Origin of the sequence: Lysinibacillus capsici, from assembly GCF_020217405.1 — a bacterium.
Classification (GTDB): Bacteria; Bacillota; Bacilli; order Bacillales_A; family Planococcaceae; genus Lysinibacillus; species Lysinibacillus capsici.
Genome location: NZ_CP084108.1, coordinates 1,386,417 through 1,406,403, shown reverse-complemented (window position 1 = coordinate 1,406,403; position 19,987 = coordinate 1,386,417). Strand labels below are relative to the sequence as shown.

The 19,987-nt window shown below is 37.4% G+C and carries 18 protein-coding genes and 1 riboswitch; of the genes, 9 read left to right on the top strand and 9 right to left on the bottom strand.

Annotated elements, in window-relative coordinates; all coding sequences use genetic code 11:
• Positions 1–45 precede the first annotated feature (45 nt).
• The 4 genes from iolB to fba all read left to right on the top strand — a co-directional run bounded on the left by iolB (position 46) and on the right by fba (position 4,777).
• Positions 46–864: a 5-deoxy-glucuronate isomerase gene (gene iolB, locus LCP48_RS06630; RefSeq protein WP_004232248.1), complete on the top strand. Its 819-nt coding sequence runs from the start codon at positions 46–48 to the stop codon at positions 862–864.
• Positions 865–905: 41 nt separating this feature from the next.
• The gene (iolC, locus tag LCP48_RS06625; protein ID WP_225340807.1) at positions 906–1,886 is read left to right on the top strand and encodes a 5-dehydro-2-deoxygluconokinase; all 981 of its coding nucleotides are present in this window, start codon (positions 906–908) and stop codon (positions 1,884–1,886) included.
• Between the two features lie 75 nt (positions 1,887–1,961).
• The gene (gene iolD / locus LCP48_RS06620; RefSeq protein ID WP_004232238.1) at positions 1,962–3,875 is read left to right on the top strand and encodes a 3D-(3,5/4)-trihydroxycyclohexane-1,2-dione acylhydrolase (decyclizing); all 1,914 of its coding nucleotides are present in this window, start codon (positions 1,962–1,964) and stop codon (positions 3,873–3,875) included.
• 44 nt (positions 3,876–3,919) lie between these two features.
• Entirely contained in the window at positions 3,920–4,777 is an 858-nt protein-coding gene (gene fba / locus LCP48_RS06615; protein WP_004232236.1) for a class II fructose-1,6-bisphosphate aldolase, read from the top strand.
• 87 nt (positions 4,778–4,864) lie between these two features.
• Here the strand turns inward: fba and LCP48_RS06610 are convergent, their stop codons facing one another.
• A complete protein-coding gene (locus LCP48_RS06610) occupies positions 4,865–5,728 on the bottom strand; it encodes an AraC family transcriptional regulator (RefSeq protein ID WP_225340806.1) in 864 nt (287 codons plus the stop codon).
• A 258-nt stretch (positions 5,729–5,986) separates the two neighbouring features.
• On the opposite strand from LCP48_RS06610, the gene LCP48_RS06605 reads away from it, so the two are divergent.
• Positions 5,987–6,370, top strand: coding sequence for an NUDIX hydrolase (locus tag LCP48_RS06605; RefSeq protein ID WP_004232234.1), 384 nt, complete (start codon positions 5,987–5,989; stop codon positions 6,368–6,370).
• Between the two features lie 34 nt (positions 6,371–6,404).
• Here LCP48_RS06605 and LCP48_RS06600 read toward each other — a convergent pair whose 3' ends face one another.
• Both LCP48_RS06600 and glnA read right to left on the bottom strand, forming a co-directional pair.
• On the bottom strand, positions 6,405–6,599 hold the full coding sequence (locus LCP48_RS06600; protein WP_004232233.1) for a hypothetical protein: 195 nt from the start codon (positions 6,597–6,599) through the stop codon (positions 6,405–6,407).
• An 85-nt stretch (positions 6,600–6,684) separates the two neighbouring features.
• Positions 6,685–8,019 (bottom strand): type I glutamate--ammonia ligase, encoded by a 1,335-nt coding sequence (gene glnA / locus LCP48_RS06595; protein ID WP_004232232.1) that lies wholly within the window; start codon positions 8,017–8,019, stop codon positions 6,685–6,687.
• 584 nt (positions 8,020–8,603) lie between these two features.
• Here glnA and LCP48_RS06590 point away from each other — a divergent pair.
• From LCP48_RS06590 to LCP48_RS06575, 4 genes are read left to right on the top strand one after another with little or no spacing between them, the layout of a single operon-like run.
• Positions 8,604–9,737 (top strand): response regulator, encoded by a 1,134-nt coding sequence (locus LCP48_RS06590; protein WP_004232231.1) that lies wholly within the window; start codon positions 8,604–8,606, stop codon positions 9,735–9,737.
• 6 nt (positions 9,738–9,743) lie between these two features.
• Entirely contained in the window at positions 9,744–10,163 is a 420-nt protein-coding gene (locus tag LCP48_RS06585) for an ATP-binding protein (RefSeq protein WP_004232230.1), read from the top strand.
• Between the two features lie 27 nt (positions 10,164–10,190).
• Complete coding sequence (locus LCP48_RS06580) at positions 10,191–11,888, top strand: methyl-accepting chemotaxis protein (RefSeq protein ID WP_004232229.1); 1,698 nt, start codon at positions 10,191–10,193, stop codon at positions 11,886–11,888.
• 38 nt (positions 11,889–11,926) lie between these two features.
• On the top strand, positions 11,927–12,313 hold the full coding sequence (locus LCP48_RS06575; protein ID WP_004232228.1) for an STAS domain-containing protein: 387 nt from the start codon (positions 11,927–11,929) through the stop codon (positions 12,311–12,313).
• A gap of 569 nt (positions 12,314–12,882) precedes the next feature.
• On the opposite strand, the gene LCP48_RS06570 is transcribed toward LCP48_RS06575, so the two are convergent.
• The 6 genes from LCP48_RS06570 to LCP48_RS06545 all read right to left on the bottom strand — a co-directional run bounded on the left by LCP48_RS06570 (position 12,883) and on the right by LCP48_RS06545 (position 19,963).
• The gene (locus LCP48_RS06570; RefSeq protein ID WP_225340805.1) at positions 12,883–14,229 is read right to left on the bottom strand and encodes a sodium-dependent transporter; all 1,347 of its coding nucleotides are present in this window, start codon (positions 14,227–14,229) and stop codon (positions 12,883–12,885) included.
• A gap of 220 nt (positions 14,230–14,449) precedes the next feature.
• Positions 14,450–15,037, bottom strand: a complete 588-nt coding sequence (locus tag LCP48_RS06565) for an ECF transporter S component (protein WP_004232226.1) — start codon at positions 15,035–15,037, stop codon at positions 14,450–14,452.
• Between the two features lie 217 nt (positions 15,038–15,254).
• Positions 15,255–15,440, bottom strand: a riboswitch (FMN riboswitch).
• 143 nt (positions 15,441–15,583) lie between these two features.
• Entirely contained in the window at positions 15,584–16,870 is a 1,287-nt protein-coding gene (locus LCP48_RS06560) for an RNA polymerase subunit sigma (RefSeq protein ID WP_225340804.1), read from the bottom strand.
• On the bottom strand, positions 16,867–17,400 hold the full coding sequence (gene sigX / locus LCP48_RS06555) for an RNA polymerase sigma factor SigX (protein WP_009370717.1): 534 nt from the start codon (positions 17,398–17,400) through the stop codon (positions 16,867–16,869). Before sigX ends, LCP48_RS06560 begins: the two co-directional genes overlap by 4 nt.
• A gap of 78 nt (positions 17,401–17,478) precedes the next feature.
• Positions 17,479–19,254 (bottom strand): ATP-binding protein, encoded by a 1,776-nt coding sequence (locus LCP48_RS06550; protein WP_048391287.1) that lies wholly within the window; start codon positions 19,252–19,254, stop codon positions 17,479–17,481.
• Complete coding sequence (locus LCP48_RS06545) at positions 19,247–19,963, bottom strand: response regulator transcription factor (protein WP_004232215.1); 717 nt, start codon at positions 19,961–19,963, stop codon at positions 19,247–19,249. Before LCP48_RS06545 ends, LCP48_RS06550 begins: the two co-directional genes overlap by 8 nt.
• Positions 19,964–19,987: the final 24 nt, after the last annotated feature.

Genomic DNA, 19,987 nt, shown 5'->3' with positions numbered 1-19,987 from the left:
TACAGGTTAATTGGAAACCCTTTCTAAATAGGAGGAAGACGATAAATGAGTCAATTACTTAGAAAACCTGACAATAAAATAATTGCTGAAGGTGTAACTTTAGTGCATGAGGTAACAAAAGAAAACTCTGAATTAGTCTATGTTGGTTTTAAAATACTAGATTTAGAGCCACACGCAGTTTACAAAGAAACATTAACGGATTTAGAACTATGTATTGTAGCTTTAACTGGAAAAATCACTGTAACAGATGGCCAAGAAAGCTATAAAGAAATTGGAACACGTCATTCTGTTTTCGAAAGAATACCAACAGATAGTGTTTATATTTCACATAATAAATCATTGAAAATCACAGCGAACACAAAAGCACGCGTCGCTCTTTGCTATGCCCCATCTGATCAAGAATTACCTACAAAATTCATTAAAGCATCTGATAATGGCATTGAAAATCGCGGTAAATACAATAATAAACGTTTAGTTCATAATATTTTACCTGATTCAAATCCATCAGCAAATAGCTTGCTTGTTGTAGAAGTAATTACAGAAACAGCTAATTGGTCAAGCTACCCTCCCCATAAACATGATCAAGACAATTTGCCAGAAGAATCATTTTTAGAAGAAAGCTATTACCACGAAATCAATCCACAGCAAGGTTTTATTTTTCAACGTGTTTACACTGATGACCGTTCATTAGATGAAACAATGGCTGTGGAAAACGGGGATATGGTTCTTGTGCCAAAAGGTTATCACCCTGTAGGAGTTCCTGATGGTTATACTTCTTATTACTTAAATGTTATGGCTGGTCCAACTCGTATTTGGAAATTCAATAATGATAAAGATCATGAATGGATTATTCACCGTCCATAAAACTGTATTATTTATTTCATCTAATAAAAGGAGAGACCCCAATGGTACTGATATTTAATCAAAATAGAGAATTTGATATTATTGCAATTGGCCGTGCCTGTATCGACTTAAATGCAAACGAATACAATCGCCCAATGGAAGAAACGATGACTTTTACAAAATACGTTGGCGGTTCACCCGCCAATATCGCAATTGGTAGTAGTAAACTTGGCTTGAAGGCTGGATTTATTGGTAAAATCCCGCAAGATCAACATGGTCGTTTTATTAAACAATATATGAGTGAAAAAGGTGTGGACACTTCCAATATGGTGTTTGACACAGAGGGCCGTAAAGCAGGCTTAGCTTTCACAGAAATTCTTAGCCCTAGTGAATGTAGCATATTAATGTATCGTGATCATGTAGCGGACTTATATTTAGAGCCTTCTGAAGTAAACGAAGATTACATTAAAAATACCAAAATTTTACTCGTTTCAGGTACAGCTCTTGCACTTAGCCCTTCTCGTGAAGCGGTATTCAAAGCAATTAGCTTAGCTAAAAAACATGCTGTTAAAGTTGTTTTCGAATTAGATTATCGTCCTTACACTTGGCATTCACAAGTAGAAACTTCCATTTACTATTCCTTAGTAGCGCAGCTTTCAAATGTTGTGATTGGTACTCGTGATGAGTACGATGTAATGGAGAATTTAGCTACACCAGGTAACAATGATGACACCGTAAAACATTTATTTGCACATGATGCAGAATTAGTTGTCATTAAACATGGTGTTGATGGCTCTTACGCTTACGAACCAAACGGAGCCACATATCATGGTCAAGCTTATAAAACCCAAGTATTAAAAACATTCGGTGCTGGTGATTCATATGCATCTGCTTTCTTATATGCCATCGTTAACGGAAAAGATTATGAAACCGCCCTAAAGTATGGTAGTGCTTCCGCTTCAATAGTCGTTAGTAAGCATAGTTCATCTGAAGCCATGCCAACAGTACAAGACATTGAAGATCTTATTAAAGATCGTTCTTAATTAAACTAGTATGCCTCAGAATAGTAGATTGTCATCTTTATTTGCTTATTAATTTTAGAAAGAAGGTTTTAATATATGAAAAAAAAGATTCGTCTAACAACAGGGCAAGCACTAGTAAAGTTTTTGAAACAGCAATATATCCATATTGATGGAAAAGAATTTCGATTCGTAGATGGGATCTTTAACATTTTTGGGCATGGCAATGTTTTAGGAATCGGACAAGCATTAGAACAATATGGGGAGGATTTAAAAATTTATCAAGGAAAAAATGAGCAGGGCATGGCACATGCAGCTATTGCCTTCAGTAAACAAAAGCTGCGTCAACAAATTTACGCAGTGACTACTTCTGTAGGCCCTGGTTCTGCAAACCTTGCAGCAGCAGCTGGAACAGCGTTAGCAAATAATATCCCTGTACTCTTTCTTCCTGGTGATGTTTTCTCCAGTAGACAGCCAAATCCTGTTTTACAACAAATAGAACATGAGCACAGTGCAGATATTTCTACTAATGATGCATTACGCGCTGTTTCCCGCTATTGGGATCGTGTTACACGACCAGAACAATTGATGTCTAGCTTAATTCGTGCATTTGAAGTAATGACAAATCCAGCAACTGCAGGCCCAGCAACTATTTGTATTGGACAGGACGTAGAAGGTGAAGCATTCGATTACGATGAAGCATTCTTTAAAAAGCGAGTCCATTATTTAGATCGTAAAGCACCAGTAGCACGTGAAAAACAAGGTGCCCTCGAACTTATTAAAAAAAGTAAACGACCAGTCTTTGTAATTGGAGGCGGCGCTAAATATTCCGAAGCTCAAGAAGTATTAGCGCGTATATCCGAAAAATGCCATATCCCCTTAGTTGAAACACAGGCTGGTAAATCGACTATTGCTGCAAATTTCGCTAATAACCTAGGTGGCTTAGGTGTTACAGGTACTCTAGCAGCAAACAAAGCTGCCAAAGAAGCTGATCTAATTATTGGCCTAGGGACCCGTTACACAGATTTTACGACAGCATCAAAAACGGCATTTGATTTTGATAACGCTAAGTTTTTAAACATTAACATTAATCGTTTTCAAGCTTATAAATTAGATGCCTTCCAAGTTGTAGCAGATGTTCGCGCAACACTTGAACTGTTAGAGGCAGAATTACATGATTACCAATCCACTTTCGGCACACGAATTGTGGAATTAAAAGAAGAATGGACGAAAGAACGCAATCGCTTAAGTAATGTGACATATACACGTGAAGGTTTTGATCCAGAAATTAAAAACCATTTCTCACAATCTACTATTAATGAGTATGCTGATGCATTAAATACGACATTCGCTCAAACCACTGCATTATGCACGATCAACGATGCGATTGATGATGCTGCCATCGTGGTGACAGCAGCCGGCTCTTTACCAGGTGACATGCAACGCATTTGGAATCCTAAGTCAGCAAATACTTATAACGTGGAATATGGGTACTCTTGCATGGGCTATGAAATTGCAGGTGCATTAGGTGCTAAACTAGCAGAACCTACCAAAGAAGTTTATGCAATGGTTGGTGATGGCAGTTTCCTTTTACTCCATTCAGAACTTGTAACCGCTTTGCAATACAATAAAAAAATTAATGTAATGTTATTCGATAACTCCGGCTTTGGCTGCATTAATAACTTACAAATGGGCCATGGTAGCGGTAGCTTCTTTACTGAATTCCGTACAGCTAATAATCAAATATTAAATATTGATTATGCAAAGGTCGCAGAAGGATATGGCGCAAAGGTTTATCGTGCTAACACGGTAGAAGAATTGAAATTCGCAATTGAAGATGCTAAAGAGCAAACTGTTTCCACGTTAATTGAAATGAAGGTATTACCAAAAACAATGACAGATGGCTACGAATCTTGGTGGAATGTTGGTGTAGCTGAAGTATCAAACAATGAAAAGATTCAAAAAGCTTATGAAGAAAACCAACATCATCGTGAAGCAGCACAACAATACTAATTTTAAAAATAAATAATAGTTTTTTAGAAGACGAGGTGAATGTTATGGGATTTGTCACATTAAAGGATTTATTGCCACAGGCAAAAAAAAACCATTATGCTATTGGACAATTTAACATTAATAGTTTCCAATGGATAGAAGCCATATTACGTGCTGCTGAACAACAGAAATCACCTGTAATTTTAGCATCATCAGATCGAATCGTTGATTATCTCGGTGGATTTAAATTAATCTCTGCTACAGCCGATAGAATGATAAAAGAGATGAACATTACAGTACCCGTAGCCCTCCATCTAGATCATGGTTTTACAGTTGAACGATGCATGGAAGCCATTGATGCAGGCTATAGTTCTGTTATGTATGATGGCTCTAAGCTTCCCTTAAAGGATAATATTACTACAACTCGTGAAGTTGTCGATTATGCCAAAAGGTATAACGTTTCAGTAGAGGCAGAAATCGGTTCTGTCGGTGGAACAGAAGATGGTGTTACTTCAGGTATTAAGTATGCAGATCCAAACGAATGCTATCAGTTAGTTGAATCGACAAATATCGATGTACTAGCAGCTGCATTAGGCTCAGTTCACGGACCTTATCAAGGCGAACCACAGCTTGCCTTTGATTTAATGAAAGAAATTTCTGAACATCTAAACGATATTCCTTTATCTTTACATGGCGGCTCCGGTATTCCTGAGCATCAAATTATTCAAACGATTGAATATGGCCATGCTAAAATAAACGTAAATACTGAATGTAATCAAGCATGGGCTCAAGCTATTCGTGAAATACTTACAAATAATCAAAATTTATATAACCCACCAGATATTTTAAAGACAGGTATGGATGCTATCGAAAGAGTTGTGTTTGAAAAGATACAATTATTTAATTCATTTAATAAAGCTTAGCATCTTGTATTGAACTATATTCCATAAAGCATCATTACAACAAAAATGGATTTGGTCAACTATTCGTTGACTAAATCCATTTCATCTTTACTTTATTGGAATCCAAATTTCTGAATACGAATCAGGGCTATAAGCATCCTCTTCAGGATAAACCTCCAACTCCGCTGTTCCTGCTGGTTCATATGGGTTGGATGGGAACCACTCTGAATAAATTTGTTTCCACGTATTTTGCATTGCATCAGGCATAGGTCCATGTACTTCAAAGATAACCCATTTGGATGCAGGTACTTCCATTGTTAAGAGATCTTCTCCTACTTCTCCTACATGATCAGTAGCAATCCAATAATCAATGAAGCCCTTTTTTTCCTGTTCAGTATTTGGTACACAAACACCTAATACGCCATTGACTGTGCCATTATTTAATTGATATAGCTGATGATCAAAGCCACTTTGGTTTATCTCTTGCCAAAATAGAGGTATTTCCGTTGTGTTCTCTCCATTTTGACAGTTGTATGTTCTTTTTACACCCACAATTTGAAACTTGTCTTTTTCAATAATTTTATATTTCATTGGTTCTGCTCCCTTCAAGCTTACCTGTATGACCAGGCGATTATATGATTGTAATGGTCCTTGCTTCTTTCTTGCTTCACTAGGCGTTACATGGTGCTGTTTTCGAAACGCTTTAGTAAAGGCTTCAGGAGTTTCATAGCCGTATTTGTAGGCGAGATCGATTATTTTTTGTTCAGTACCCAGCAATTCTTGTGCAGCTAACGTTAATCTTCTTCGCCGTAGATAATCAGCAATAGACATATCTGTCAAAATGGCAAATGTTCGCTGAAAATGAAAGACAGAGGAATTAACCTCCTGTGCAATCTGTTCAATCGTAATATCCTCTAATAAATGTTCCTCCATATAATTAATGGCCTTCTGTATCGACTCAACCCAACTCATTGCTCTCACTCCTTGATTCCATCTTAAAATAGATATTGCTGCATAACCTGTCTTTTTATGCTAACTTCGGACAGGTTAAATGGAAAGCATTTTTTGACTAGCTCCCCACTTTTAATTTCTTATCACACTCACTATTTTTTCTTAAAATTCCATTGTAGTAAAAATCAAAAAAACATCCAAAATATTTCTAAAATATATTTACAATAGTTTCTATTAAATGGTAAAACGGGATAAGAGAAGATATAGGGGGACTTTGCGATGAAATGGCTAGGTGCTGCTGCTATTTGTTTGAATGAAAGTAATCAGTTATTAATGGTTTTACAAGGAACTGTTGATGAAGAGAAAACTTGGACTGTGCCATCAGGTGGAAAAGAGGCCACGGAAGATTTTAAGACTTGCTGTATACGAGAAGTTTATGAAGAAACAGGCTATACAGTAGATATTATTAAGGAAATTTATTATAAGGACAATGAAGTAGTGGAAGTTCGCTATTTTCAAACCATCTTAACAGGTGGACAAATGATGATACATGATCCCGATGAATTAATATATGACATAGCATGGAAATCTAAAGAGGAAGTAGCACTTTTACCCCTAACATTTCCAGAAGATCGGGTATTTCTCTTATCGTTATTTAAATAAAAAAAAGTCACGTCTCATCGACATGACCCTCTTGTTAAATGGTGTAATCGTTTTGCTGATAAATAATTAAAGCGGAATGGATGACCGTCTGCTCTCCAATAAAGAGCGTATTGTATTTGATATCAAGTATGAAAAAGCCTTTTAAATCTACTAAAGCTCGGTTAATATCAAGTTCAAATTGCACAATATCATTGTTTTGAATTGTCACAACTTGAGTTATCTGTGTCATTGTCCACACTCCTTTAATCTTATGATAGAGCAAAAAGAAGTACATGTCACACAAAAAAGTTGGAGCTAAAAAAGCCCCAACACCTTTAGTACATCGTTAAATATTCCTCACGCTCCCAGTTATGGACACGTGTGCGATATTTATTCCATTCAATTTCTTTGGCAGCTGTAAATTTATCGTAAATATGGTCACCCAATGCATCACGAACAATGGCATCCATCTCTAATTCGATAAGCGCAAATTCTAATGAGGATGGTAAACTATCAATCCCGTTCAACTCCCGATCTGCTGCTGTCATTTTATAAATATTACGGTCTACCGCAGCTGGTGGCGTTAAATCTTTTCGTATGCCATCCAGCCCAGATGCTAGAATAACAGCCATTGCTAAATAAGGGTTTGCTGCTGGATCAACTGAACGCAATTCAATTCGTGTAGATAGTCCACGTGCTGCTGGAATACGAATTAATGGTGAGCGGTTTTGAGCAGACCACGCTACATAGCAAGGGGCTTCATAGCCAGGTACTAATCGTTTATAGGAATTGACAAGTGGATTCGTGATAGCCGTAAAGCCATGCACATGCTTCATAATTCCTGCCATAAAGCTACGTGCGGTTGCACTTAATTGCAAGTCTGCATGTTCATCGTAGAAGGCATTATTATCACCTTCAAATAATGAGAGATTAAAATGCATTCCTGATCCATTGACACCAAATAGTGGCTTTGGCATAAATGTTGCGTGGAGACCATGCTGTGCAGCAATCGTTTTTACCACCAGTTTAAATGTTTGGATATTGTCACATGCCTCAATAGCACTCGCATACTTAAAGTCGATTTCATGCTGGCCTGGTGCTACCTCATGATGAGACGCTTCAATTTCAAAGCCCATTCCCTCTAGCTCTAAAACAATATCACGACGACAGTTCTCTCCCAAATCAGTTGGCGCTAAATCAAAATAGCCCCCACTATCATTTAATTCCAGTGTCGGATACCCCTTTTCATCCAACTTGAATAGGAAAAATTCAGGCTCTGGCCCTAAATTAAACGACGTAAAGCCCAGCTCCTCCATTTCCTTCAATACGCGTTTTAAATTGGAGCGCGGATCTCCTTCAAACGGTGTGCCATCTGGTCTTGCAATATCACATATAAAACGAGCTACCTTCCCCTTTTCAGCAGTCCAAGGAAAAATCACGAAGGTATTGATATCAGGCTTTAAATACATATCTGATTCTTCAATACGCACAAAGCCTTCGATTGAAGAGCCGTCAAACATAACTTTATTATCTAGCGCTTTTTCTAATTGGCTGACAGGAACTTCCACATTTTTGATTGTCCCTAAAATATCCGTAAATTGTAGGCGAATAAATTTCACATTTTCTTCCTTCACTCGGCGTATAATATCTTCTTTGGTATAATGTTTCATTCTTCACCACTCCAATGTAATTTTAATTAACACGTATTTTTGTAACTGATCTTAAAATACATTATTTTTTTAGAATAAGCAATATGTATGTAAGGTTTTATAACATGCATTTTATCGAATACATTAATCCCTATTTTAGATTAATTTTTCTAACCACATTCCATCACAAATAGCGATTTTTCATCTTTAAATAAGGGCAAAATTACTACTTTTTATAAAAGGCCTTTAGTCTTACAAATTTCTCCGTGCCTCTAAAAACAAACAGTCTAGTATCATGACTAGAGAGGAGGGATTCATTTCTTCCGCATACATCAAATATAGGTATATCAAGAACATCGTTAAAAAGATAACCCGTGAACACGATCCAAGAACCAAGATGTCAAAAATCCTATTGATTAAGTTTTACTTTATATCACAAAAGCCTTGTATAATGTGATATTTATTGGTAAATTTATAGCAAATTAGAATTTTATTTTATTCATATTATAAGTAAATACGGAGTATATAATTATGGTTAGAAAACATTATGTTGGCTTCCAGGAAATACTTAGTTATAGATACATAAGGCGGTGAATTTAGTAGGCATGTCAGTATTAATTATTGGCAGCGTAAGTAATGATGTGCTACGTCTGCAAAAGTATTTTCATCGTATAAGCATCCCAAATATTCATTGCTTTTCAACAACGGAAGCAGCAATGAACTATTTAGTAGATTCATCTTTGAAAGATGAGCTGGAATTAATCGTACTTGACACTAAAATGACACTCAGCAATTGCGAGGAAATTTGTCAGCACATTCATGTACTTAAAAATTGGATAGATGTCCCTATCCTACTATCTACTACCTACGAAAAAAACATAACAATCGATAGGGTTTTTGAAGCAGGAATTTTCGATTTTATTTTAAAGCCGTTTGATTTTACTCATTTTAAGACTCGAATTCAAGTAGCCTTAAAATATCAGAGGGAAGCCAAGCTTCGAAAGCAGCAAGAAAGTATGATTCAAAAAGATTTGTTTGTTGCAAAAAAATTCCAAAAGAACGCACTATCTCCTCCATTAAATCTTGAGCAACTTCAGGTTGATGGTCTTTATGTAACATCCAATACACTAGGAGGTGACATGTACTGTTGGTTTAAGATTAATGACCATTTAACCGCCATTCTTCTGTACGATGCAATGGGGCATGGCATAGCTGCATCACTCGTTACTATGTCCATCAGATCATTACTAAAAGGAATGATTACTAAGTTAATTGATCCAGTAGCAGTAATCCAAGAACTTAACCGCCAAATATACGAGCTATTTTCTGATGAAGATATGGACCGTTTTTTAATGACAGCAATCTACATACTTCTAGATACAAAAAACGGAACTTTGCACTATGTGAATGCGGCTCATCCTTCTGGTTTTTTATTTGGAAAATATGGAGAAACAGTCTTTCTCCCAGCGAATACGCCTATCCTCGGACTATTCCCTACTATTCAAATAAATAAAAAAACAATACCTTTATCAGGCTGGCATCGTATTATTCTTTATACGGATGGACTATTAACATTGAACGAGCAAAACTCAATTGATATGGACTTTTTCTACGCTTATGCTTCACAGGATAACAGCTATGCACTACAAAAGTTTTCTCAAAAGTACAATTTATTTGATAATGATTACAGCGATGACATCACAGTCGTTTCAATAACAATTACATTAAAGGGTAGGTGATTGAAGATGGAATTCACACTCAATGTAAATCCTGATACACAAGCTATAGCCTTTATTGATCAAGTTATGGAGAATTATACAGATTTATATAATCTACCTTATAAACGAGAATTAAGATTTGTTGTTCATGAACTAGTCATCAATGCCATAGAGGCTATGGGAAAAATTAATACACCCGTTCAAAAGGAGATTCAAATACATGTAGCCCAATCAAACGAAGAAATAAAAATAACAGTCACTGACGAAGCAAAAGGCATTGACGAAAAGGACTGGGACAAAGTTCTTCAATTCGATTTAGACAAACTTGATTATGCTGATCGTGGACGCGGTTTATTTTTTGTCAAAAATATGGTCGACCATATTTGGTTCGAAAATATTTCTAAAACAAAATTTTTAGTTGGTATTTCCAAAAAGATTCATCTATAAAGTAAACGTAAAATTGGGGGCGTTTTAATGAAGTTATCTATACGAAAGAAAATGAATCTGCTTATATTTGGGTGTATTATTTTACTTACCTCCCTTTTAGCAGGAGTCAATTTTTTTGTTGCCAAGAACAATCTATTAGAAAGTGCTGATACAAAGCTTTTATCAGATATACAGTTAAGCTATGAATATTTAGACGCTAAATATCCTGGAGAATGGTCCATTAAAAACAACCAACTCTATAAGGGCGATATCAATATGGTAGAAAACTTTGAGGTAGCTGATAAAGTTGGAGAACTCACAAATGGGAATGCTGTCTCCATCTTTCAAAACGATACGCGTATAAGTACCAATATAGTGGATAATGGTCAACGCGCTTTAAATACCAAGGTTTCTGACGAGGTTGCTACTGTTGTGCTAGGAGAAAAAAAGCGCTTTATCGGTTCTGCAAATGTCTTAGGAAGTTTGCATCAAGCAGCCTATGATCCGATTGTAAATAGTCAAGGCGAGGTTATCGGTGTATGGGCAACCGCTGTTCCTACTGCTCCCTATATAAGCATTGCCACAAAATCAGCACTGGAGAATGTAGCGATTTCCTTAGTAATCGCCATTGTAATGATCGGAGGAATTAGTTGGTTCTTACAAAAGCAAATTGTTAATCCTATTAACATTCTAAGTACCAATGCCAAGGAACTAGCAGAACTAAATTTAAATGTTAAACTGTTAAACCCTAAAGGCAAAGATGAAATCGCTGAATTAGCACGCGCATTTAGTAGTATGAAAAATCATTTAACAGAGACGATAAAGATTGTGGCTGGTAGTGCACATCAAATTGCAAAGTCGTCACACACTTTGGCAGAATCATCACACCAAACAAGTGAAGCATCTAATCAGATCGCACTAACAATGAATGAAATCGCCGTGGGTACTACCACTCAATCTGATCAGGCTGAGCGAATAGTTTCAATGATGCAAAAAACGATTGAAGAAGTATCAAAGAGCTTACAAAAGGCCGAAATCACTTTAAACAGTGCTATCGAATCCACACATATCGCGCGTAAAGGAGAAGAAGCCATCAATGAAGCGATTATGCATCTAAGTGATGTTACGAAAACAGTGTCTTATGCAACTGATTCTATCCAAAAATTAGGCAAGCGCTCTGAAGAAATTGGTGGTATTATTACCGTTATCACTGGCATCGCAGAACAAACGAATCTGTTAGCACTCAATGCGGCCATCGAGGCAGCACGAGCAGGTGATCAAGGAAAAGGTTTTGCTGTCGTTGCATCAGAGGTTCGTCAGTTAGCTGAACAGTCAAGTTTAGCAGCTGGACAAATTACTAATCTTATTAATGATATCCAAGCGGAAACATCTGTGACCGTACGGACAATGGAAAGTAATTTACTAGCTGTCGAGGAGCAAGTAACAATCATCAATAAAGGCGGAAGTGCCTTAAAAGAAATTGTGGAGAAAGTTGTCGAAACTGAAGAAGGTGTGGAACAAATGAAAGTGGCATTTACACATGTTAACGACAACTCCTTAGGTGTGCAACAGGCTATCCAAGATATTTCTCGCATCATCGAGGATGCTGCAGCAGCTACAGAAGAGATTGCCGCAACCTCAGAAGAACAATATGCGACTGTTGCAGAAATTACACAAAGCTCAGATGAGTTATCATCAATTGCTGATAAATTACAAAATGAAGTGAATAAATTTAAGTTTGAATAACTCCCCAAACAAGAAAAGAAAAATGGAGGCGCTATAGGATGAATCAGAAGAAAATTGCAATGAATATTGACACAAAGGCTGATTATATAGTGATTGCGTTTACAGGCGATTTAGAATACGGGATGATTGAAGAAATAAAGTCAGAGCTTCAAACACTTAGCTTAGACACAAAACACGGATACATTATCAATATGCAAAAGGTAACAAATATTGATAGTACTGGATTCGGTATGATCGTTAATTTCGCTAAGAAGGTGTCTGTAAAAGATAAGAAAATCGCCATTATTGTCGTCGATGATTTCATTCGCAACTTATTCGCTATTTCACAGGTTGATAAAGTATTCCCTATTGCCGAAAGTGAAGAACAAGCAAGGAAGATTATTAAAGAAGATTGGCTAGGTGAGCTATCACTTAACGATTATTAATCTCTATAATCATAATAAAAGGTGTATTCCTATTAGACGGAATACACCTTTTTATGTTGTTAAAAAAAGAAGAAGTCAACGGTAGAAATAGCAACTTTGCAAGGCGAGAGGTTGATTTCCGTTCCGCCAGCGTCCTTTCCAGGGGGGCGTCCGATGAGCCGCTAAATCCCATAGGAGTGACGCTATCAACCATTCTCCAAAGTGTCTTTACCTCATAGTAGCATAGTGATCAAATCACCCATTATCTGGATTCTTAGAGGGGATAGGCTCTTATTTTCAATGCGGTGAAGTGCTGAGTGACAACACCTCTTCATAAAGAGTAATGAACTCCTTTACTTTATTTGAAAACCTTTACTAAAAAGATTGAGATTTTTTGGGTTGGTGTGGAAGGCTTCTTGACTCCCGTGGGTTAACGAGACAGGTGAGCCCCTACACGGAGGAAGCTGCTAGCACTCGCCCACAGGAAAGCAAGTAGCCTTCAATAGAAATCCATTTCTACCTTTCTATTGACTGTTATGTTTTTAACACTAAGAGAAGGTATTTTTCCTATGGCAGAATATACCTTTTCTTTAATACTGCAGTAGCATATTAACAAACACAACTAGAATGATAATCGGTACAACAACTAGCATTAACATACGATATGTCGAATAATAGCCTTGTCCCATTTGACTACCCGTTAGCAATTCTCTCTTCACAAATTCTTTATCTACTACATAGGCAATAAAAATAGCAATGAATAAATTCCCTAGTGGAAGCATGATATTTGACACTAAAAAATCGGTTGCATCAAAGATACTTTTCTCGAAAATCATTATATCCGATAAAACACTCGAAGAAAGTGCTGCTGGAATAGCTGCAATAAATACGACTATACCAAGTATAAGCGTCCACATTGGACGGGATTTCTGACTATGCTCCATAAATGCCGCGACGATAATCTCATATAAACTAAATGATGACGTTAATGTAGCAAATAAAAATAGCAATAAAAACATAGCTAAAAACACTTCACCGAATGGCATTTGACTAAAAGCTGTTGGTAGCACCATAAATAGCAAACCCGGACCCGCTGCTGGCTCTAAATCAAAGGCGAACACAACAGGGAAAATTGCTAAACCTGCTAAAAATGAAACAAGCACGGTTAACAGCACTACAGAACCTGCTGAATTCGGAAGACTGACATCTTTTTTTAGATAAGAGCTATATGTAACTAGACAAGAAAAGCCAACTGCTAACCCAAAGAACGATTGCCCGAGGGCTTCTAATAATGCCTTACCCGTAATATTCGAGAAATCAGGCCATAAGAAGAATTTTACCCCTTCCATTGCCCCATCTAATGTAACAGCACGCACAACAAGGACAATGAACATTATGAAAAGTAACGGCATCATCCATTTATTGGCCTTTTCAATCCCATTTTGTACACCTAATGAAATCACAAGTACGTTGACCAATGTAAACAACACTAGACCAACTAGCGTAATCCATGGCGTGCCTATAATTTTTCCAAATAATTCAGCTGGATCTACTGCTGGATCAATTACCGCGCCAGCTACACCTAGCCCGCTATAAATAAAGATCCAACCTCCGACTACGCTATAAAAAGTTAATAATAAAAAACAGCCTAGCACGCCCATTCGACCAATCCAAGCCCAGCCTGGCTTAGTTGGAGCAATTTTTTTATACGCTGTTACAGCCTCGGATTGTGTACCACGTCCTAACACATACTCGGACAATAACATTGGTAGTCCTATTAACAAGGTAAATAACACAAAGATAAGGAAAAATGCTCCTCCACCACTTTGTCCTGTTACATAGGGAAGTTTCCAAATTGCCCCTAGTCCGATCGCCGCACCAGCTGATGCTAAAATAAAACCTAATTTACTAGACCATTGTCCTTTTTTTCCACTCATCTCTTCAAACTCCTCAAACATTCTAAACTCTTCTCTATTTTACATGAAAATGTAGCTTTCGACTAGGTTATAATTATAAAGTACTAGTTAACTATTTTACCCTATTACTTTTTTCTGTATTTATCCGTTAGTTTTGTTCTTCTATTCTTCACACTTTTTCCTATCTATTGTTCCTTCCAACAAAAAAACCTCAGGTATATTGACCCGAGGTTAGTAAAAATTATTTTGTTATATAGATAGAACGCTGGCGGTCGATCCATTTGCGCATTGTGGTAAATAAAAACGCCATAATAGCCGTTAATAAAATACCTTTCACAATGTTAAATGGTAAAATCCCAGCGATAATCATTTTATAAAGTGAGTCACCTACAACAGGTTCCATTCCTAAGAAGTATGTGTACATCGGTAAAAATACTGCGTAGTTTAAAATACTCATCCCTACTGCCATTACGACTGTTCCTGTCGCTAAACCTCCAACAAGACCAGCAATTGTTTTAAAGCGATTAAAAATAAGGCTTACTGGTAAAATAAATAAAATACCTGTTGCAAAGTTGGCCATATGACCTACTGGCACACCTGTTGGCGTTCCAGAGAAAATCCAATCCAATACATTTTTAAATAATTCTACTAAAATACCAGCTACAGGCCCCATTGTGATGGCTGCTATTAATGCAGGCATATCACTAAAGTCCACTTCCAAAAATGCTGGGAATGGTGGAATTGGGAAATTAAAAAGCATTAATAAAAACGAAATACTGCTCAGCATACCAATCGTAATAAACGATTGGAGTTTAACATTTTTCTTCATAGAAAACTCTCTCCTCTTTGCTGATTCAATCTCGCAAGAAGAAAGGTGACGATCTTTCAATTGTTAGCACGAAAAAACCCTTATGCATGAAGAGCACAAGGGAGAAAGGCATGACGAATAAGCGTCAATTTAAACTATTTTTGAGCACCGTTTAAAAAGCCATACAAAAAAAGCGCTCGGTCATAGTTTATTTCATAACAATGAATGACGATCGTACCTCCATCTTCTCCCATCCAGACTTTAACTGTCGGCCTCGGAATTACACCAAGTCAGCCATGCAAATAAATTTGCACAGGTCGCGGGCTGAAGAGCGAAGCATAAACCATTCGAGTTAATGGAAACATTAACGGTTCACCACTCTATTACCGCCGGTCGGGATTTTCACCCTGCCCCGAAGATGAATCATATTATTTTATACTACAACCTTACTATAATTAATTATTAAGAAAAAGTAAATAGTTCTGCTTAAAAAATTCCGATTAGATTTGTAAGTATTGTAAAAATGGAGCATTCCATGTTACAGGAATGCTCCATTTTTGATTTTGACTAAGGCATATATTGTTTATTTGGCCCCACAGGCTTGGGCAAATACGTTTTTAAATCGAATCCTTCCCAGCTTTCTTGGACCACATTATCCAATCGTAATTGTTGGTCAAAGCTAGCAGCAGTTAACATCATAGCTTCAATCAATTGGGTAGCGCGAATTGGCTCCATTGATGCTAAATCTAAGGGAATATCGAATGTTACGACTACACCTTCTGCTTCCTCTTTCACGGTATATGTTACATTTTCAGGAACCACTGTTACATAAACATCATCATTTTTGTTTTTCATTAGTGTAAGTGCTTCTGTAACATTAGCAAATGTTTGACGGAAATCTGGTGACAGGTATTCTGCCCCATTACCATCTTGGTATAAATAATAATTAAAATGCTTGGCGTTTGTTAATGACATGGCTTGACTTGGCTCACCCTCCTGAGAAAACTCATAAGGTGTGCCATCTTCATTTTGAATCTCAACTTCCGTATATTCAGAATCCGAGAAGGTATCCTCTAAAGTCCCTTTGTATTCATTAACGGTAGCTGATGCAACATCATAGTCATTGTCCTTTGGTAATACGTGGACAAGCTTGTCTTCCTTCTCCTTCAGTTCACCTTTAAAAGGATGATAATCCGTAAACCCTTTGGCTTCTTCATCTATTTGAGGAGCATATTTTTCATACATCTGTAGGGTAGAAGGCTTTTCTGTTCCAAAATCAGTTGCTACACGCTCATTTGGTATCACATATGTCATTGGAACACTTTCTGCATCGCGTCCTGCCAAACCAATACGGAAAACGACAGCATCTTTCACATCTTCCTCATAGACAGACGACCGTAAAGATAGCATACGCTCATGCTCCGATACAATACTGGATTGAAGTGCCTCATCCTGGGTAGCTGCCTCTTTAGCAGAACGATCTTCCTGTAACGTAGCGTAATTAGCCGTTTCTGGCGTACTAGCTAGATCTTTTTGGCTAGCGTCATTATTCATGAACATGAAGCCAACGAGTACCGTTATCGCGAAAACTGCTGCTACACTCGTAAAAATCGGCATTTTTCGGAACTTAAATCGTGATGGTCGTTCATCTTGTATTAAAGATTTACTTGCTTGTTGTGCTTCTTCATTCTCTATAGGTTGTTGTATCGCTTCTTGTAGGTGACTATTATCCTGCAAGCGAGCATCTGCCATTAACCGATTTAATATTTCTTCTTTTGAACGGCGGTCAGAAAGCTTAGGGGCATTGTTCAAGACATGTTCAAGCTGTTCATCATCAAATGGCTTATGCGTCATTGCCGTTTCGCCTCCTGTTCTCTAATCGGCTGTAGCTGTTGCCTTAAAAATTTAATGGCTCGATGCTGGGTCGTTTTTACCTTAGCTTCTGTCCAATCTAGTATTTGCGCTGTTTCTGCAATCGATAAATCTTGAAAATAGCGCATAATAATGACCATTTTTTGGTCGCCTGTACAGTTTTCAAGTGCTGATTCTACCTGCATAAATTCATCACTGGCCTGTAGCATATCTTCCGGTGATGGCGTGGTTGAATGGAGCTGTTCCGTTTCCCAGTCAAAGAAATCATGTGAATGCTTTTGACGTACAGCTTGCTTTCTAAAATGATCAATTGCTACATTTTTAGCAATAGCAAATAGCCAAGTTTTCTCACTACTATTGCCTGCAAATTGATCGTATGAGCGCAACACTCGTACATAAACTTCATGTGCTAAATCTTCGGCAAGTGTACGGTTTTTTACTAAATATATTAAAAACTGAAACACGTCTTGGTGATATGCATCGTATAGTCGATGGAACACGGAGTCATTCAAAGCACTCCACCCCCGTTCTATAATATTTGTCGTCTTACATTCATAGAAGTTACAGCCAATTAATAGCAATACTTGTTATTAATCGAACGGTAAATAAAACGTGAAGGTCGTACCCTCTTTCAACACACTGTCTACCATAATATTACCTGAGTGTGCCTTGACAATATTTCTAGCAATGGCTAAGCCGAGACCAGTTCCACCCTTGGAACGAGTACGTGCCTTATCTGCTTTATAAAAACGTTCAAAGACATAGGGTAAGTCCTCTTGAGGGATGCCATGTCCTGTATCTTGAACAGATATTTTAGCAAATGTCGGCTCCTGCTCTACTTTTACAGTCACAGACCCTTCATCTGTATGTCTCAGGGCATTGTCAACTAAATTTGTAAGCACTTGTTCAATGCGATCCTCATCTATATTAATCATGGCCTCGTCATTAAATTCACTCTCAAACAGCAGACGAACGTGCTTTTCTTTTGCTACCTGTGCAAATTTTTGTGTAATACGTTCAAAAGTAGAATTAATTGGTAATTCATCTTTATAAAGCGTCATATGCCCTGATTCCATACGTGCCAAATCTAATAAATCTGTCACAAGGCGACCCATTCGCTTCGATTCATCATAAATAATTTTGGTAATCTCATTTCGCTCTTCCTGATCCTGAATAAAATCGTCATCCATTAATGCTTCTGAGTAACCTTGAAGCATGGCAATCGGTGTTCGGAGCTCATGGGAGACATTGGCAATAAAATCGGATCTTAGTTTTTCCAAGCGATGCTGTTCTGTCATATCACGAATTACAGCCACAGCGCCACGTATCATTTCACCACTATAAAGGGGACTAATAGTAAATGTATAATAGCTGCCATCCATTTCAATTTCCTCTTCTAGTTTATCCTCAAACATCAGTACATGATCAAGCATATGATAAAGCTCTGGCGGGATAGGTTTTGCACTTTGTGAACCTTTATTCACAAACCACTTTTGCATTAGACGTTCAGCTGGTGGATTACTTAATAATATTGTACGATCTCTATTAAACGTAATCACTGCATCTGTCATAGATGTCAAAATATTAGAAAGCTGTTCGTTTTCTTGATTGATAACCTCTAAATTATGCTTTAATTGACGGCCCATTTGGTTGAAGGCAACGGCAAGCTGACCAATTTCGTCATTTTGGGTAGTAGGCATTTTCGCTTCAAAATTCCCTTTTGCAATTTCAAAAGCTAATTCACGCATTTTTCTTAATGGCGAAGTTATACGTGAAGAAAGGAAGAATGCGAAGAATGTCGTCAACACAAATGCTATGAAGGCTGCTAAAAAGACAATTTTCGTAGTTTCCTTAGACGTTTTATGTAGCGCATCTGGGCTTTGGTAGATGAAGACAGCTCCATGTACTGCATTTTCAACATTTAGGGGAAAACCAAGTACGACATAAGATTCCATCTTTTCTTGATCAGTTGAAGAAGGCATCATCATTTCTTTAATAATCGGCTCATCTGATTGAAACACTTCATGAAAAGATTTATTGGCTAATATAGTATCTTGTATTTCTTTTTTATTGACACCCTCTTGCATCGCAAAGGACACTTCAACATGACTGATAGCGATCAATGCATTCGTCCCTGTAGGTAAAATATCTTTTAATAATTCAGAGGTAGATTCGGCTGTTTCATTGTCATCTACTATACTTGCTACCGTTGCTGCTGTTTGTCGCAATGAAATTTCTGCTTGCTGCATATGGTAATTTTGAAGAAATTCAAGCATTAATACCGTGAAAACAAATAATACAAATGAAACGAGAAGCAATATGGTTACCCATAGCTTCCCGACAACACTATTCCATATTCTATTCATTGACAACCTCAAATTTGTATCCAACGCCCCAAACCGTCACAATCATTTTAGCAGCGTTTTCAGAAACTCGGTTGAGCTTTTCACGTAAACGTTTTACATGTGTGTCCACTGTACGTAAATCACCAAAGAAGTCATAATGCCATACCTCTTTTAGTAGTTGTTCACGGTCAAATACTTTGTCTGGCGATTTCGCTAAAAAGTACAGCAATTCATACTCTTTCGGTGTTAAATTAACCTCAATGCCTTCTGCAGTCACACGATGTGCATCATGGTCAATCATTAAGTGTTGGAACACCACTAAATCTTTTGAAGAAGATGCATTAGTCGTTGGTGAGAAAGCCTGTGAACGACGTAAAATAGCCTTCACACGTAACACAACCTCACGAGGACTAAATGGTTTTACGATATAGTCATCTGCACCAAGCTCAAAGCCTTGTACACGGTTCGCTTCTTCGCCTTTGGCAGTTAATAAAATAATTGGTGTTGCTGCGCGCTCTCGAATTTCTGCACACACTTCTAGCCCATCTTTTTCAGGCATCATAATATCAAGTAAAATACAGTGATACTCTTTTTCTAAAGATTTCTCGATCGCTTGTTCTCCATTTTCGGCCTCGTCAACAAGGTATCCTTCTCGCTCAAGATACATTTTTAATAAGCGGCGAATACGATCCTCGTCATCTACTACTAATACTGAAATATTTTCTGACACTTTCACGATCCCTCTCTTCCATCT

Coding starts and splice junctions, on each gene's coding strand:
- iolB (WP_004232248.1), top strand. CDS start 46: ATGAGTCAATTACTTAGAAAACCTGACAATAAAATAATTGCTGAAGGT.
- iolC (WP_225340807.1), top strand. CDS start 906: ATGGTACTGATATTTAATCAAAATAGAGAATTTGATATTATTGCAATT.
- iolD (WP_004232238.1), top strand. CDS start 1,962: ATGAAAAAAAAGATTCGTCTAACAACAGGGCAAGCACTAGTAAAGTTT.
- fba (WP_004232236.1), top strand. CDS start 3,920: ATGGGATTTGTCACATTAAAGGATTTATTGCCACAGGCAAAAAAAAAC.
- LCP48_RS06610 (WP_225340806.1), bottom strand. CDS start 5,728: ATGAGTTGGGTTGAGTCGATACAGAAGGCCATTAATTATATGGAGGAA.
- LCP48_RS06605 (WP_004232234.1), top strand. CDS start 5,987: ATGAAATGGCTAGGTGCTGCTGCTATTTGTTTGAATGAAAGTAATCAG.
- LCP48_RS06600 (WP_004232233.1), bottom strand. CDS start 6,599: ATGACACAGATAACTCAAGTTGTGACAATTCAAAACAATGATATTGTG.
- glnA (WP_004232232.1), bottom strand. CDS start 8,019: ATGAAACATTATACCAAAGAAGATATTATACGCCGAGTGAAGGAAGAA.
- LCP48_RS06590 (WP_004232231.1), top strand. CDS start 8,604: ATGTCAGTATTAATTATTGGCAGCGTAAGTAATGATGTGCTACGTCTG.
- LCP48_RS06585 (WP_004232230.1), top strand. CDS start 9,744: ATGGAATTCACACTCAATGTAAATCCTGATACACAAGCTATAGCCTTT.
- LCP48_RS06580 (WP_004232229.1), top strand. CDS start 10,191: ATGAAGTTATCTATACGAAAGAAAATGAATCTGCTTATATTTGGGTGT.
- LCP48_RS06575 (WP_004232228.1), top strand. CDS start 11,927: ATGAATCAGAAGAAAATTGCAATGAATATTGACACAAAGGCTGATTAT.
- LCP48_RS06570 (WP_225340805.1), bottom strand. CDS start 14,229: ATGAGTGGAAAAAAAGGACAATGGTCTAGTAAATTAGGTTTTATTTTA.
- LCP48_RS06565 (WP_004232226.1), bottom strand. CDS start 15,037: ATGAAGAAAAATGTTAAACTCCAATCGTTTATTACGATTGGTATGCTG.
- LCP48_RS06560 (WP_225340804.1), bottom strand. CDS start 16,870: ATGACGCATAAGCCATTTGATGATGAACAGCTTGAACATGTCTTGAAC.
- LCP48_RS06550 (WP_048391287.1), bottom strand. CDS start 19,254: ATGAATAGAATATGGAATAGTGTTGTCGGGAAGCTATGGGTAACCATA.